13 protein-coding genes are annotated in these 14,793 nt (G+C 74.5%); 7 read left to right on the top strand and 6 right to left on the bottom strand.

Annotated elements, in window-relative coordinates:
• Positions 1 to 6: 6 nt before the first annotated feature.
• On the bottom strand, positions 7 to 975 hold the full coding sequence (locus MTP10_RS20675; protein WP_310711140.1) for an aldo/keto reductase: 969 nt from the start codon (positions 973 to 975) through the stop codon (positions 7 to 9).
• A 109-nt stretch (positions 976 to 1,084) separates the two neighbouring features.
• Between MTP10_RS20675 and MTP10_RS20670 the strand changes: the two genes are divergently transcribed.
• From MTP10_RS20670 to MTP10_RS20645, 6 genes are all read left to right on the top strand, one after another.
• Complete coding sequence (locus MTP10_RS20670; RefSeq protein WP_310711139.1) at positions 1,085 to 2,386, top strand: histidine kinase; 1,302 nt, start codon at positions 1,085 to 1,087, stop codon at positions 2,384 to 2,386.
• Positions 2,387 to 2,503: 117 nt separating this feature from the next.
• Entirely contained in the window at positions 2,504 to 5,104 is a 2,601-nt protein-coding gene (gene lanKC, locus MTP10_RS20665) for a class III lanthionine synthetase LanKC (protein ID WP_310711137.1), read from the top strand.
• Between the two features lie 3 nt (positions 5,105 to 5,107).
• On the top strand, positions 5,108 to 5,239 hold the full coding sequence (locus MTP10_RS20660; protein WP_175595241.1) for a SapB/AmfS family lanthipeptide: 132 nt from the start codon (positions 5,108 to 5,110) through the stop codon (positions 5,237 to 5,239).
• 135 nt (positions 5,240 to 5,374) lie between these two features.
• Positions 5,375 to 7,183, top strand: coding sequence for an ABC transporter ATP-binding protein (locus tag MTP10_RS20655; RefSeq protein WP_310711136.1), 1,809 nt, complete (start codon positions 5,375 to 5,377; stop codon positions 7,181 to 7,183).
• A complete protein-coding gene (locus MTP10_RS20650; RefSeq protein ID WP_310711135.1) occupies positions 7,180 to 8,898 on the top strand; it encodes an ABC transporter ATP-binding protein in 1,719 nt (572 codons plus the stop codon). Before MTP10_RS20655 ends, MTP10_RS20650 begins: the two co-directional genes overlap by 4 nt.
• Positions 8,895 to 10,880: a prolyl oligopeptidase family serine peptidase gene (locus MTP10_RS20645; RefSeq protein ID WP_310711134.1), complete on the top strand. Its 1,986-nt coding sequence runs from the start codon at positions 8,895 to 8,897 to the stop codon at positions 10,878 to 10,880. The genes MTP10_RS20650 and MTP10_RS20645 overlap by 4 nt, the downstream gene beginning before the upstream one ends.
• A 69-nt stretch (positions 10,881 to 10,949) precedes the next feature.
• On the opposite strand, the gene MTP10_RS20640 is transcribed toward MTP10_RS20645, so the two are convergent.
• The 4 genes from MTP10_RS20640 to MTP10_RS20625 all read right to left on the bottom strand — a co-directional run bounded on the left by MTP10_RS20640 (position 10,950) and on the right by MTP10_RS20625 (position 13,394).
• Positions 10,950 to 11,615, bottom strand: a complete 666-nt coding sequence (locus tag MTP10_RS20640; RefSeq protein ID WP_310711133.1) for a TMEM175 family protein — start codon at positions 11,613 to 11,615, stop codon at positions 10,950 to 10,952.
• On the bottom strand, positions 11,615 to 12,280 hold the full coding sequence (locus MTP10_RS20635) for an SDR family NAD(P)-dependent oxidoreductase (protein WP_310711132.1): 666 nt from the start codon (positions 12,278 to 12,280) through the stop codon (positions 11,615 to 11,617). The genes MTP10_RS20640 and MTP10_RS20635 overlap by 1 nt, the downstream gene beginning before the upstream one ends.
• A gap of 87 nt (positions 12,281 to 12,367) precedes the next feature.
• Positions 12,368 to 12,943 (bottom strand): hypothetical protein, encoded by a 576-nt coding sequence (locus MTP10_RS20630; RefSeq protein WP_310711131.1) that lies wholly within the window; start codon positions 12,941 to 12,943, stop codon positions 12,368 to 12,370.
• 52 nt (positions 12,944 to 12,995) lie between these two features.
• Positions 12,996 to 13,394 (bottom strand): STAS domain-containing protein, encoded by a 399-nt coding sequence (locus MTP10_RS20625; RefSeq protein WP_310711130.1) that lies wholly within the window; start codon positions 13,392 to 13,394, stop codon positions 12,996 to 12,998.
• A gap of 236 nt (positions 13,395 to 13,630) precedes the next feature.
• Between MTP10_RS20625 and MTP10_RS20620 the strand changes: the two genes are divergently transcribed.
• On the top strand, positions 13,631 to 14,041 hold the full coding sequence (locus tag MTP10_RS20620; RefSeq protein WP_310711128.1) for a helix-turn-helix domain-containing protein: 411 nt from the start codon (positions 13,631 to 13,633) through the stop codon (positions 14,039 to 14,041).
• Between the two features lie 20 nt (positions 14,042 to 14,061).
• Here MTP10_RS20620 and MTP10_RS20615 read toward each other — a convergent pair whose 3' ends face one another.
• Complete coding sequence (locus tag MTP10_RS20615; RefSeq protein WP_310711127.1) at positions 14,062 to 14,667, bottom strand: response regulator transcription factor; 606 nt, start codon at positions 14,665 to 14,667, stop codon at positions 14,062 to 14,064.
• Between the last annotated feature and the right edge of the window lie 126 nt (positions 14,668 to 14,793).

The raw sequence follows: 14,793 nt of genomic DNA, 5'->3' as shown, positions 1-14,793 counted from the left end.
CGACCGTCAGAAGCGGACCACGCGCGGCCGGTACGGCTCGGTGAGGAAGGTGAGCTCCTCCTCCGTCAGCCGGACGTCCACCGCGGCGACCGCGTCGTCCACGTGCCGCTCCTTGGTGGCGCCCACGATCGGGGCCGTCACCGCCGGCTGCTGGAGCACCCAGGCCAGCGCGACCTGCGCGGGAGGCAGGTCCCGCTCCTTGGCGATCCGCGCCACCCGGTCGATGACGATTTGGTCGTCGTCCGGCTCGTACAGGGAGCCGATGCGCGGGTCGGAGCCGGCCCGCGCGGTCGCGGCGTCCTGGCCGGCGCGGGCGAGCACGCCGCGCGCCAGCGGGCTCCACGGGATGACGCCCACGCCCTGGTCGGCGCAGAGCGGCAGCATCTCGCGCTCCTCCTCGCGGTAGAGGAGGTTGTAGTGCGGCTGCATCGACACGAACCGGGTCCACCCGTTGACCTCGGCGACGTGCTGCGCCTTGGCGAACTGCCACGCCCACATCGTGGAGGCGCCGATGTAGCGGGCCTTGCCGGCCTTGACCACGTCGTGCAGCGCCTCCATCGTCTCCTCGATGGGCGTCTCGTCGTCCCAGCGGTGGATCTGGTAGAGGTCCACGTGATCGGTGCCGAGCCGCCGCAGGGAGTCGTCGATCGAGGCGTGGATGTGCTTGCGCGACAGGCCGCGGTCGTTGCGCCCCTCGCCCATGGGGAAGTAGACCTTGGTCGCCAGCACGTAGTCCTCCCGCCGGGGGAAGATCTTGCGCAGCAGGTTGCCGGTGACGACCTCGCTCTCGCCGGCGCTGTAGACGTCCGCCGTGTCGAAGAACGTCACACCGGCGTCGGCCGCGCGCCGCACCAGCGGCTCCGCCTGCTCCTCGGTGAGGGTCCACTCCATCTTGGCGGGGTCGCCGTAGCTCATCATGCCAAGGCAGATACGGGAGACTTTCAGGCCAGTGGTGCCGAGTCGCGTGTATTCCATGGGGTCAACCCTATGACTGGCATGTTTGCCCCGGCTTGCGGACCGAAGGTGTCCGAACCAGGCCATCCGCTTTACAGGCGTCGGCCGATCGGGTCGATTAGAGGGAGGCGTGGACCGGGCGGCAGGCGGGGGGCGGGTGTACTGCACGGGGAACGGGTTCGCGGCCCGCTTGCGCTCGGTGGTCGTCACCCCCATGTCCCCGTTGTGGCTGGGCCGGGTCGCCGTGACGGCCGGACTGGCGGCTCTCACGGTCCCCGTCCAGGCCGCTCTGACGGTCCCCGTGGAGTCCGCTCTGGCGGTGCCCGTCGGGGCGGTGGTGCTGATGGCGCTGCTGGCCGTGCACGCGCGGTTCGTCCTGGGGGTGCTGGCGCGCCGGGAGGGCGGGTGGTGGCTGGTCGGGGCGCAGGCGTGGCTGACGTACCTGCCGATGCCGTGGTTCGGGGCGGCGTGGACGCCGGTGTGCGGGCTGCTGTCGGGCGCGCTGCTCGTGACCGCGTACCGCGTCCGGTCAGCGGTGCTGGTGGCCCTCGCCGCGGCCTGCGGCCCGGTGCTGCTGTGGGCGCCGCCGGGCGCGCTGGCCCACACGGGCTGGGCGGTGGGCGCGCCGGTGCTGGGGCTGGCGGAGTACGCCGTGGTGACGCTCGCGGGGCGGGCGCACTGGCTGGCGGCCGCCCGTAACGACGTCATCGGCCGGGCCGTCGCCCTGGAGCGCCGGCGGTTCACCCGCGACCTGCACGACCTGGTGGGGCACCGGCTGACCGCCCTGGTGCTGAAGGCGCAGCTCGTCGAGCGGCTGGTCCGCGAGGGCGACCCCAAGGCGGAGGTCGAGGTGGGGGAGACCCTGGTGCTGCTGCGCGCCCTCGCCTCCGACGTGCGCTCCGTCGCCCACGGCGGGGGCCACGCGTCGCTGGAGAGCGAGGTGGCGTCGGCGCGCGCCCTGCTGGAGTCGGTGGGGGTGCGCTGCGACGTACGGGTGTCGTGCCGTGACCTGCCGGGGGAGGTGGCCGAGGCGCTGGTCCACGTCCTGCGTGAGGGCGTGACGAACATCCTGCGGCACGCCGCCGCGCGGAGGTGCGTGATCCGGCTGGACGAGCAGGACCGGCTGATAACCCTGTCGATCAGGAACGACGGCGCCCGCCCGGTGCGGCGTCACGGGAGCGGGCACCACCTCGGGCCGCACGGGGGCGGTCCTCACGGTGACGGTCCTCACACCGGCGGGTCTCACAGTGGCGGTCCTCACACCGGTGGGCCTCACAACGGCGGGTCTCACAGCGGCGGGCACGGGCTCGGGAACATGACGGAGCGGCTCGCGGGGCTCGGCGGCTGGCTGGAGACGGACGCTCGCGGGGGCGAATTCGCCTTCTCGGCCTTCATTCCCCGGGCCAATGGTGACCGTATAACCGGCCAATGATGAAAAACACACAAATGCAATTATATTTGTACCAATTTAGCGATGCCGTGTGTTACTAGCCGCAAACCCACCCGGAACGTCAGTCTTACTCCAGACCGCACCGGGAGGGAGCGCCGGATGGACCAGTACGAGCTGTACTGCCTGGCGGACAGCCGTTTCTACGACACCCTCGGCCACACCGACGCCGAGGAGGCCGGCTTCTCCCTGCTGCGCAGGCCGCTCCCCGAGGGCTGGGTCCACATGGTCACCGGAACCTGGTGCTACTACGCCGCCACCGGTCAGCCCCCGCTGCCCCGGCAGGGCTGGAAGATCCACGTCTCCGCCCGCCTCGACGACGCCGAGCGCGCCATCGCCGCCGTATGGGATTACTGCGTTCCCCGCGGAATGGCGTTCAAATTCCTGCGCGATCCGGCCGTGCACGTGATGGTCAATTCCAAGGCCGCCTCCCGCGCCTCCAGCGGGAAACTCGTGACCATCTACCCGCGCGACGAGGCGCAACTCGAACTCGCCCTCAAGGAGCTGCACGAGCTGCTGCGCGGCGTCCAGGGCCCGTACGTCCTCAGCGACCTCAGGTACGGCGAGGGCCCGCTCTACGTGCGCCACGGCGGGTTCGCCGAGCGGCACTGCCTGTCCGGCGCCGGCGAGCGGGTGCCGGCGGTCGAGGACGCCGACGGCCGGCTCGTGCCGGACGTGCGCGGGGCCACGTTCACCGTGCCGCCGTGGGCGACACTGCCCGCCTTCCTGGAGCCCCATCTGGCCGCCCGCAACGCGGTCACCACGACCGGCCTGCCGTACGAGATCGAGCAGGTCCTGCACTTCTCCAACGGCGGCGGCGTCTACCTGGCCCGCCACCGCCCCACCGGCGAGCGGCTGGTGCTGAAGGAGGCGCGTCCGCACGCCGGCCTCGACGCCGCCGGGCGCGACGCCGTCACCCGGCTCGGGCACGAGCGCGACATGCTCGAACGCCTGGCCGGCCTCGACGCGGCGCCCGCGCTGCGCGACCACTTCACGCTCGGCGAGCACCACTTCATCGCGATGGAGTTCGTCGACGGCACGCCGCTCCAGCGCCGCCTCGTCCACCGCTACCCGCTCACCCGCGCCACCTGCCGGGCCGAGGACGTCGCCGAGTACACCCGCTGGGCGCTCGCCACGCTGGACCGGGTCGAGGCCGCCATCGAGGCGCTGCACGCCCGCGGCGTCGTCTTCGGAGACCTGCACCCGGACAACGTGCTGCTCACGGAGGACGGGCGCGTGGTGCTGATCGACTACGAGGTCGCCACGCTCGCCGACGACGGCGCGCGGGCCGCGCTGGCCCACCCCGCGTTCGCCGCGCCGCCGGACCGGCAGGGCGTGGACGTCGACAGGTACGCGATGGCGTGCCTCAGGTTCGCCCTGTTCGCCCCGCAGTGCACCATCATGCTGCCGCTGCACCGGCCGAAGATCCTCCAGGTCGCGGAGATGGTCGCGGAGAGCTTCCCGGGGACGGCGGACATGGTCGGCGCCGCCGCGGCCACCATCCTCGGCGACACCCTGCCCGTTTCCCGCGACGCCGCGCCCGCCGGCCCTGGGCCGGACCGCACGCCCATGCCGGGACGCGCGCCCTGGACCGAGCTGCGCGACGCGATGTGCCGGGCCATCACCGCCTCCGCCACCCCGGAGAGGGACGACCGGCTGTTCCCCGGCGACGTGGCCCAGTTCCGCCCCGGCGGCGGCCTCAACCTCGCCCACGGCGCCGCCGGCGTCCTGTACGCGCTCGCGGCGACCGGCGCCGGCCGGTACCCCGCCTACGAGGAGTGGCTGCGCGAGCGCGCGCTGCGGCCCGCCCAGGGGTCGGGGCTCGGCCTGTACGACGGCCTGCACGGCATTGCGTACGCCCTCGACCGGCTCGGCCGCCGCCAGGACGCCCTCGACCTGGCCGACGTCTGCTTACGCGAGAAGTGGGACGGCCTCGAATCCGCCCTCTCCTCCGGCCTGTCCGGCATCGGGCTGAACCTCCTCCACCTCGGCCGCCGCCATGACGAGCCCGAACTCACCCGGGCCGCCCTGCGCGCCGTCGACATCTGCGCCGACCGGCTCGGCGGCCCCGGCGACGTCCCCGAGACCAGCGGCGGCGACCACCCGAGAGCCGGCCTCATGCACGGCTCCAGCGGCCCCGCCCTGCTGTTCCTGCACGCCTACGAGCACACCGGCGACCCGGCGCTGCTCGACCTGGCCGACACCGCGCTCCGGCAGGACCTCCGCCGCTGCGCCACCTCCCAGGACGGCTCGCTCCAGGTGAACCAGGGCTGGCGGCTCCTGCCGTACCTCGACGAGGGATCGGCCGGCATCGCCCTGGTCCTCGCCCGCCACCTCGGCCACCGCGACGACCCCGGCCTCGCCGACGCGCTGGCCGGCCTGCGGGCCGCCGGCCGCGCCGGCTACTACGTCCAGCCGGGGCTGTTCACCGGCCGGGCCGGGATCATCGCCGCGCTCCCGGAACGCGACCCGTTCGCCGGCCGGCTGGTCGAGGGGCTGCGGTGGCACGCGCTGCCGTTCGCCGGCGGCCTCGCCTTCCCCGGCGACCGGCTGCTGCGGCTCTCGATGGACTTCGCGACGGGCACCGCCGGTGTCCTGTTCGCGCTCGGTTCGGTGCTGGGCGAGCAGCCCGTGCACCTGCCCTTCCTGGAGCCGGCCTCGCAAGGGCGGCCCCGTCACCCCGACCCCTGGAAGGAGGTGTAAACCATGGTTCTCCTCGACCTGCAGGGCCTCGAGTCCCCGGCGAGCAGCGACGTCGCCAGCGGCGGCTCCACGCTCACCGTGCTGGGCTGCCACTCCGGCGCCCCCAGCAACCTGAGTGTCGCGGTCTGCCACTGACCCGCGGCATCGGAGATCCCCGCGCCGCCGTCTCGTCGGCGCGGGGATCGGCCCATGTACGACCAGTGAGCCTGCATGACCAGTGAGCCTGCATGACCGGTGAGACTGCAGGACGTGTAAGACGCGGAGGTAGGGGTGCGGGCCGGAGACCGGCTGGTGATGGACGCGGTACGGCGCGGCGGGCCCTGGCCCGTGGTGCTGGCCGTCACGGCCGTCGCCGGAGCGGCCGGGGAGCTGGCCCTGCCGTACGCGGCGGGCAGGACCGTCGACGCCTTCACCGCCTCCCTCACTGGCGGCGGCCGGCAGCCGTTCACCTCGGGCGCCGGCGGCTGGCTGGTCGCCTGCGCCGCGCTCGTCGCCTGCGTCATGCTCTGCGAGAGCATCGGCGTGTGGGCGCGCGGCGCGAGCGGCGCCCGCGCCGCGGCCGGGCTCCGCCTCCGGATCCTGCGCCACGTGCTGGGCGCCGGTCCCGTCGCGACCCGCCGCTTCCCGGAAGGGGAGCTGGTCACCCGCGCCGGACTCAACGCCGAGGAGGCGGGCCGCGCCCCCGAGACGATCACCGGCGCGCTCGCGCTGCTCGTGCCGACGGTGGGCGCCCTCGTGGCGCTCACGCTCATCCATCCCGTCCTGACCGCCGCCCTGGCCGCCGGGATCGTCCTCGTCCTGCTGGTGTTACGCGCGTTCCTCCGTACGACCACGGCTCTCGCGGGCGGCTACCAGGAGGCGCAGGGCGAGATCGCCGCCCGGCTCGTCGGCGCGCTGGACGGCGCCCGCACCATCGCGGCCGCCGGCACCGCCGACCGTGAGGCCGCCCGTGTCCTCGCCCCGCTGGAGGCGCTGCGCCGGCACGGCCTGGCCCTGTGGCGCGCCAACGCCTCGGCCGGGGTGCGCGCCGGACTCGTCATGCCGCTGGCGGAGGTGGCGGTGCTGGCGGCGGGTGGCCTGCTGCTCGCATCGGGAGAGCTGACCGTGGGGGGGCTGTACGCGGGGGCGAGGTACGCGGTGCTGGGCTCGGCGCTGAGCACGGGGCGGGGGCTGACCGGCGCCCTGGCCGGGGCCCGACCGGCGGGCGCCCCCCTGGCCGCCCTGCTCCCCGTCCCCCGCCCCGCCCACGGCACCCGCGCGCTTCCCACCATCGGCGACGGACCCCGCACCCGCACCCGCCCGCTTCCCGCCGACGGCCTCGGACCCCGCACCCGCCCGCTTTCCGACGACGGCGTCGGCGCCCCGGAGGGCACGCTGGAGTTCCGTGGCGTGGCCGCGGACGGGCTGACCGTGGGCGACCTCGTCGTGCCCGGCGGCTCCGTGACGGCCGTCGTGGGCCGCTCGGGATCGGGCAAGTCGCTGCTCGCCGCCCTCGCGGCCCGCCTGACCGACCCGGAACGCGGGACGATCCTGATGGACGGCGTGCCGCTGCCCGAGCTGACCCGCGACGAGCTGCGGCGCGCGATCGGCTGCGCCTTCGACCGCCCCGTCCTGGTCGGCGACACGATGGGGGACGCGATCGCCCTCGGCCTCCCCGCCGCCTCCTCGGAACGCCCCGCGTCGGGCGCCGTCGTCGCGGCGGCCGTGGCGGCCAGGGCCGACGGCTTCGTCAGGCGGCTGCCCCAGGGGTACGCCACCCCGCTCCCCGAGGCGCCGCTGTCCGGCGGCGAGCGGCAGCGGATCGGCCTGGCCCGCGCCTTCGCCCAGGCCGGGCGCGTGCTCGTCCTGGACGACGCGACCAGCAGCCTCGACACCGTCACCGAGCGGCAGGTCGGCCGGGCCCTCACCGGCGACCCCGCCGGCCGTACCCGGCTCGTCGCCGCCCACCGGCTCGCCACCGCCGCCGGCGCCGACCAGGTCGTCTGGCTGGAGGGCGGCGCCGTGCGCGCCGTGGGAACCCACGCCGGTCTCTGGCAGGACCCCGCCTACCGCGCCGTCTTCCAGGAGGCCACCCCATGACCCCGCGCACGGCCGGCCGCGAGGGGACGGCGGGGTGGCTGCTCCGCCGGGCGCTGCGGCGGGAGCCGTACCAGCTGGCGCGCATCGGCGGCTGGTCGGTGCTGGAGGCCGCGCCCGCGTTCCTCATCGGGCACGCCATCGCCCGCGCCATCGAGGACGGCTTCGCGGCGGGCCGTCCCGGCACCGGTTTCCTGTGGCTCGCCGCGCTCGGGGTGGCGTGGCTGGTCGCCGCCGTGGCCGCGCGCCAGATCGTGCTGGCCGTCGCCGCCGTCGCCGAGCCGTTCCGCGACGACCTGCTGGCCCTCGTCGTCCACGGCGCGGTACGGCGGGCGGCCGCCACCGCGGGCGCGCGGCGGGACAGCGCCGCGGTCACCCGGGCCGGACTCCAGGTGGAGCTGGCCAGGGACGCGTTCGCCGCGGTGGTGACGACCGTGCGGGGGTTCGCGTTCACCGTGCTCAGCGTCGTGCTCGGGCTGCTCACGCTGGCGCCGGGCGCGGCGGCGCTGGTGCTGCCGCCGTTCGGGGCGGGGCTGGGGCTGTTCCTGGTGTCGTTGCCGGCGCTGGCCCGCAGGCAGCGGGCGTTCCTGGTCGCCGACGAGCGGCTGGCCGAGGCGATGACGGCGACGATGGGCGGGCTGCGCGACATCACCGCCTGCGGAGCGGAGGAGCGGGAGGGCGACCGGCTGGCGGTGCGCGTCGCGGAGCAGGCCGGCGCCGCCCGCGCCCTGGCCCGCGTCACCGCCGTCCGCACGGCCGCGCTGGCGGTCGGCGGCTGGCTGCCCGTCCTGCTGGTCCTCGCCGGCACACCCTGGCTGCTGCGCGACGGGGCCGGCGCGGGCGTCGTCGTGGGGGCGCTGGCGTACGTGACCCAGTCCCTCGCGCCCGCCCTCGGCGGGCTCGTGCAGGGCCTCGGCGTGAGCGGCGTGCGGCTGGCGGCGACGCTGGAGCGCATCGCCGGCGCCGCCCCGGCCGAGCGGCCCGCCGCCCCGCTCCTGCGGCCCGCGAGTGCCGAGGTCCGGCTGCGCGGCGTCACCTTCGCGTACGGCCCGCACTCGGCGCCCGTCGTGGCCGGCCTCGACCTGCGCGTGCCGGAGGGGGAGCACCTGGCGGTCGTCGGGCCCAGCGGGGCGGGCAAGTCCACGCTGGCGGCCCTGATCAGCGGCCTGCTGCGGCCGGACGCGGGGGAGGCGCTGGTCGGCGGGGCGCCGGCCGCGTCCCTGGACCCGTCCGCCCGGGTCCTGATCCCCCAGGAGGCGTACGTCTTCCGCGGCACCCTGCGCGAGAACCTCACGTACCTCCGTCCCGGCGCCGCAGCGGACGGGCTGGACGAGGCCGTGGCGGCGCTCGGAGCGGAGGACCTCGTCCGGGCGGCCGGCGGGTACGACGCGCCGCTCGACCCCGCCGCCCTGTCCGCCGGCGGGCGCCAGCTCGTCGCCCTGGTACGCGCCTACCTGTCGCCCGCCCGCCTCGTCGTCCTGGACGAGGCCACGGCGCACCTGGACCCCGCCGCCGAGGCGCGGGTGGAGCGGGCGTTCGCCCGGCGCGGCGGCACGCTCGTCGTCGTCGCGCACCGCATCACCTCCGCGCGGCGCGCCGGCCGCGTCCTGCTCATGGACGGGCCGGACGTGCGCTCCGGCTCCCACGACGAGCTCGTCCGCACCGCCCCCCTGTACGCCGACCTGGTCGGCCACTGGCAACCGGAGCCCGTGTCATGAAATACCCGCAAGCACGGCGTCTGTCCCTCGTCGACCACCTCCACGGCCACCCCGTCCCCGACCCGTACCGCTGGCTGGAGGACCCCGCCGCCCCCGAGACCCGCGCGTGGCAGCAGGCCCAGGACCGGCTGTGGCGCGAGCACGCCGCCACGCTGCCGCTGCGCGACCGGTTCGAGGCGCGCCTGGTGGAGCTGAGCGCCGTCGGCATGGTGACCCCGCCGCTGTGGCGCGGCGAGCGCCGCTTCCACCTGTCGCAGTCCGCCGGCCAGGAGCACCCGGTGCTCCACCTCGACGACAGGCCGGTGCTCGACCCCGCCCGCCTGGACCCCTCCGGGCTCACCACGCTCGACGGCTGGCAGCCGGACCACGACGGCCGCCTGGTGGCGTACCAGCTCTCGCGGCGCGGCGACGAGCGCGCGGAGCTGTACGTCCTCGACCTGGCCACCGGCGAGCCGGTGGACGGGCCGATCGGCGGCTGCCGCTACTCGCCCGTCGCCTGGCTCCCCGGCGGCGCCGGCTTCTACTACGTCCGCTTCCGGCAGGGCGTCTACCTGCACCGCCTCGGCGACCCGGCCGACGTGGAGGTGTTCAGCCGCGGCCCCGTCGCGTACGGCCTGCAGACCAGCGGCGACGGCCGGTGGCTGACGATCACCGCGGGCACCCGGGCCGGCAACGGCGCCTGGCTGGCCGACCTGTCCGCCGGCGACCCGGCGCGGCTCGGCCCGCGCGCCGTCCACGAGGAAGGCCGCGAACGGGACGCCCGCACGGAGGCGGCCGTCGGCCCCGACGGCCGCCTGTACGTCCTCACCGACCAGGACGCCCCGCGCCGCAGGCTGTGCGTCGCCGGCACGGAGGAGCCGTCCGCCTGGAAGGAGCTCGTCCCGGAGGACGGCGGGGCGGTCCTCGGCGCGTTCCCCGTCCTGGACGGCGGCCGGCTGCTCGCCGCGCGCCCCCGCCACGCCGTCGGCGAGATCGGCGTCCACGACGCCGCCACGGGGGAGTGGCTGGCGGAGGTGCCCCTGCCCGGCAGCGGCACGGTCACGGCGTTGACGTCCCGGCCGGACGGCGGGCACGAGGCGTGGTTCGGCTACACCGACGCCGTCACGCCCGGCGAGGTCTGGCGCTACGACGCCCGCGACGGCGTGGTGGCCCGCTGGGCGACCGCGCCGGGGCACGTGCCGTTCACGGAGGTGGAGAGCCACCACGTCGAGTACGCCTCCGCCGACGGCACGCGCGTGCGCATGGTCGTCTCCGCCCTGCCCGGACGTGCCGGGCCACGGCCGGCGATCCTGACGGGGTACGGGGGGTTCGGCGTGCCGCTGACGCCCGCGTACGCCGCCGACTCGCGCGCCTGGGTGGAGGCGGGCGGGGTCCTCGCCGTCGCGCACCTGCGCGGCGGCGGAGAGGAGGGGGAGTCCTGGCACCGCGACGGGATGCTCGACCGCAAGCCGAACGTCTTCGCCGACTTCGAGGCCGCCGCCGGCAAGCTCGTCGCCGACGGCTGGACGGAGCCGGGCCGCCTGGCGGCCTGGGGCGAGTCGAACGGCGGCCTGCTCGTCGGCGCGGTCCTGACGCGCCGCCCCGATCTGTTCGCCGCCGTGGTGTGCTCGGCGGGCCTGCTCGACATGGTCCGCTACGAACGCTCCGGCCTCGGGCCCTCCTGGGCGCCGGAGTACGGCTCGGCCGCCGACCCGGAGCAGCTCGCCTGGCTGCTCGGCTACTCGCCCTACCACCACGTACGCGAAGGGACGGCGTACCCCGCGACGTTGTTCACCGTCTCGGGCGGCGACTCGCGGGTGGACCCGATGCACGCCCGCAAGATGTGCGCCGCTCTGCAGAGGGCGACCTCGGCGGAGGGGCCGGTGCTGCTGCGCCACGAGCCGGACGTCGGCCACGGCGCCCGCGCGGTGAGCCGCTCCATCACCCTGGCCGCGGACGTCCTCGCCTTCGCCGCCGCCCACACCGGCCTGACGGGACCCTGATCCCCGGCCGCCCGGGGATCGGACCTCCGGGAGGCGAGAGCCGCTCGCGGCTGCGTCGAGCTGGACGCGCTAGAAGCGGTTGAGCCGCCAGATCCTGGGCGCGATCGCCGAGTTCAACTGGAACAGGACGATCAGCACGATGCTCACGTACGTATTGATCACCGACAGGACCGCGGCCACCGCGTACAGCCCCTGGTAGATGACGATCCGGCGCCGGTGCGCCAGCCGCATGTCGTGGTCGACGTCCGCCTTCAGCAGGCCGGCCCGGTGCCCGTACGTGACGCTGGCCAGCAGCATCGCACCGAGCAGCAGCAGGTTCACCCAGTAGACGGCCACTGCGAGCCGGAAGCCGATGTACTCGCCGAGCACCGCCGTGGAGAACGGCATGAGCGAGACCGAGGCCAGGAACGCCAGGTGGATCCACGTCAGATGGCGGTTGGCCCGCTCGAACTGGTTGAGCTGCGTCTGCTGCCCCACCCAGAAGATGCCGAGCGTCAGGAAGCTCATGACGTAGGTGAGCAGCTTCGGCGCGAGCAGCACCAGCGCGTGCCACAGCCCCTGCTCGGAGTCGAGGGCGCCGCTCTCCCAGAGGGGGCGCTGGTGGTGCACGGCCTCCAGCACCGGCGCGTGCAGCTCCAGGACCAGCAGGGTCATGGCGATGGCGAACACGCCGTCGCTCAGTGCGGCGAGCCTGCCGATGTTGCTGCCGGAGAAGCGGGAGTAGAGGGCGGGCATCAGGTGGGCTGGCCGGTCGGGCGTACGACGACCGTGTTCACGTCGACGCCCGCGGGCTGGGCCAGCGCCCAGGCGATGGCGTCGGCGATGTTCTGCGCGCTGAGCAGCGGCCCGGCGGGGCGGCCGTCCGGCCAGAACGCGGTGTCCACGCGGCCGGGCGCGATCAGCGTCACTCCGACGCCGTCGCCGGTCACGAGCATGCGGGTGTTCTCGGCGAGCGCGGTCACCGCCCACTTCGTCACCGAGTACATGTTGCCCGGCGAGTGGATGAACCCGGCCACGCTGCCGACCAGCACGATCCGGCCACGGGTCTCGCGCAGCGCGGGCAACGCGGCCTTCACCAGCAGGGCGGGGCCGAGCACGTTGGTGAGGACCATGTCGCGCAGCCGGTCCGGTTCGGTCTCGGTGAGCGGGCCGTGGGTGGAGAATCCGGCGTTGGCGACGACGTGGTCGAGTCTGCCGTACTCCTTGACGGTCGCCGCCACGGCGTCCTGTACGGCGTCGTAGTCGGTGGCGTCCCCGGGCAGGCGTAACACGCCGGGCACCTGGGCGAGCTTCGTCTCGTCCCGGCCGGTGACGGCGACCGCCTGCCCGTCGGCGACCAGCCGCTTCGCGAGCGCGAGCCCGATGCCGCCGGCTCCGCCTGTGATCAACGTTGTCTTCACGGGGTCACACAGTACGGGTGCGGCCCATCAGCGACCAATAAGTTCGTCTATGGCTGGTCATACGGAAGCTGATCAGTAACCGGGTGCTCAGCCGATGGGGGTCGCCTTCTCGGCCGTCCTGCGGAACTTGGTGCCGTTCCACGTGTAGGTCTGGCTGACGATCAGATCGGGGCAGCAGTTGGGGGCCCGGCCGCTGACCACCTTGCCGCGCAGCTGCACCCGCCCGTCGTGGATCGTGACCTTCAGGGACTTGAAGGAGCGGTTCGCGCCGAGCCTCGCGAGGAGGTGGGGGGCCGCCGGGCGCTTGGAGGCTCCGTCGTAGACGAAGGCGAACAGGGGGTTGCTCGACGTCGGGCTCGGGCACGACGACACGACGACGGTCTCGCGCTTCCCGTCGCGGGTGAGGTCGCCGACGGCCGCGACGCGGGCGCGTATGACGTACCAGGTGGCATTCGGCTCCGGCTCGAGGCAGTGCAGCGCCGGCTCCACCACGGCCGCCCAGTCCACCCCGTCGGCGGCCTGGCCGCCGTTCCGCCCGGTGGCCGCCTCGGCGGCGCCCGCGTCCAGGATCGTCACCAGTGAGGCGGCGAGGGCCGCGGTGCCCACCCAGACCCGGAATCGGCGGGGCGTCGGGCTGCTCGTGTGCTCGGTACGTGGGTTCATGAGCGATTGGACGCGTCGTGGCCCGGATATGTTGCGAGATCGCGGGGCGGCTTCAGGTGCCGGGCAGGCATAACAGGTCAAGGAGGCGGCGCATGTGGTCCGGCGTGTTGACCAGGCGGGCGCGGCCGTCGCGGCACAGGCCGGTCAGCAGGCGTGTCCCGCCGACGTCGGCGAAGCCGAGTCTCTCGACGTCGATGAGCAGCACGTCGTCGTCGCGGCCGGCGCGGCGGGCGCGCCGCAGCGTTTCGATCACGACGGAGGTGTTGACCGCGTCGAGTTCACCGATCAGGCGGACGACGGCGGGGCCCGGGTGGGAGTTGCGGACGACGCGGAGCTGACCGTCGAGGTACAGCACGGCATCGACGCCGGCGGCGGGCCCAGGGGAGGCCGTGCCGACGGAGGTGGGTTCGTGGCCGGTCACGGCGCGCGCCTGCATGATGGGCGCCGTCACGCGCGGTGACGGGCGGTGCGCCACTGTCGCGCCCGACGCCGGCCGGGGCTCTGGTACCGATGACGGATGGTGAGCATGTGACCCCCTTGACGCGGCATTGCCGACATAGTGGATATAGGACGCTATAGGAGAATCTACTTACCCGAAAGATGATTCGTCTATCATGGGGCGGTGCTTCTGTGTCCAACCCGCGACCACCGGGCCCGGAGCGGGGTCCGAGAGATGCGAAGTGCCTCGTGAGCAGTTCCGGTGAGCGTTCGTCGTGGACCTTCCTGACCCATCACGCCCGGGTCCTGCTGGAGATCGCCCGCGATCCGCAGGCACGGCTGCGCGACATCGCCGCCAGCATCGGCATCACCGAACGCGCCGTCCAGGGCATCGTCTCCGACCTGCACCAGGCCGGCTATGTGACCCGCGACAGGATAGGCCGCCGCAACCAGTACGCGATCGACCCCCAGCGGCGCTTCCGGTATCCGACCGAGGCCGACCTGCCCATCGGCCTGCTGATCGACATGTTCACCCGGCACGACCTGCCGCGCGCCGAGGCCACCGTTGAGCAGCCGCCGCCGGCGTTCGGGGAGCCGCGGACGCCCGCCGGCGCGCCGGATGCTCCCGCCGCCGAGCAGGGCACGCTGTCCATGGCCTGAGCCCGTCGTCCGGCCGGCGGTCAGATCCAGCCGGACTCGCGGGCGATGCGGATGGCGTCGATGCGGCTGCGGGCGCCCAGCTTGGCGGTGGTGCGGTGCAGGTAGTTGCGGACCGTTCCCTCCGAGAGGAACAGCGACGCGGCGATCTCCGCCACCGGCGCACCCTCGGCCGCCGCGCCGATGACGTCGAGCTCCCGGGGCGTCAGCGGCGCGTCGGGAGGGGACATGGCGGCGATGGCGATCTCCGAGTCGATGACCCGCTCGCCGGCGGCGACCCGGCGGATGGCGTCGGCGAGCTGGTGGGGCGGCGCGTCCTTGGCCATGAAACCGCGCACGTGCACGTCCAGCGCCCGCCGCAGCAGGCCGGGCGTGCCGACGCCGGTGAGGATGAGGACGCCGCAGTGCGGCAGCTCCTCGTGCAGCTCCCCGGCCGCCTCCAGGCCGTCCTTGCCGGGCAGCGAGACGTCGATGACGGCCACGTCGGCCTCGGAGGCACGGGCGGCTTTGACGATCCGGTCTCCCCGGTCCACCTCGGCGACGATCTCGATGTCCTCCTCGTAGGCCAGCAAGGCCACGATCGCGCCACGTACCAGATGCATGTCCTCAGCCAGCAACGTTCGGATCACTGTTGTCCTCGCGGTCGGCCAGCAAGACCTTTCCGGTTCTGAAGGCAGCCGTGACTGCTCCCGGGGGGAGGGGCCAGAGCGCCGTCACCGGGAGTCTCTGCCCAGTTACGGCGGAAGCATGCTAGA

The organism is Nonomuraea sp. 3-1Str, assembly GCF_031570565.1.
In the GTDB taxonomy this organism is placed as follows: Bacteria; Actinomycetota; Actinomycetes; order Streptosporangiales; family Streptosporangiaceae; genus Nonomuraea.
Note: the sequence above shows the minus strand (reverse complement) of the source record. Positions and strands in the feature narration are given on the sequence as shown.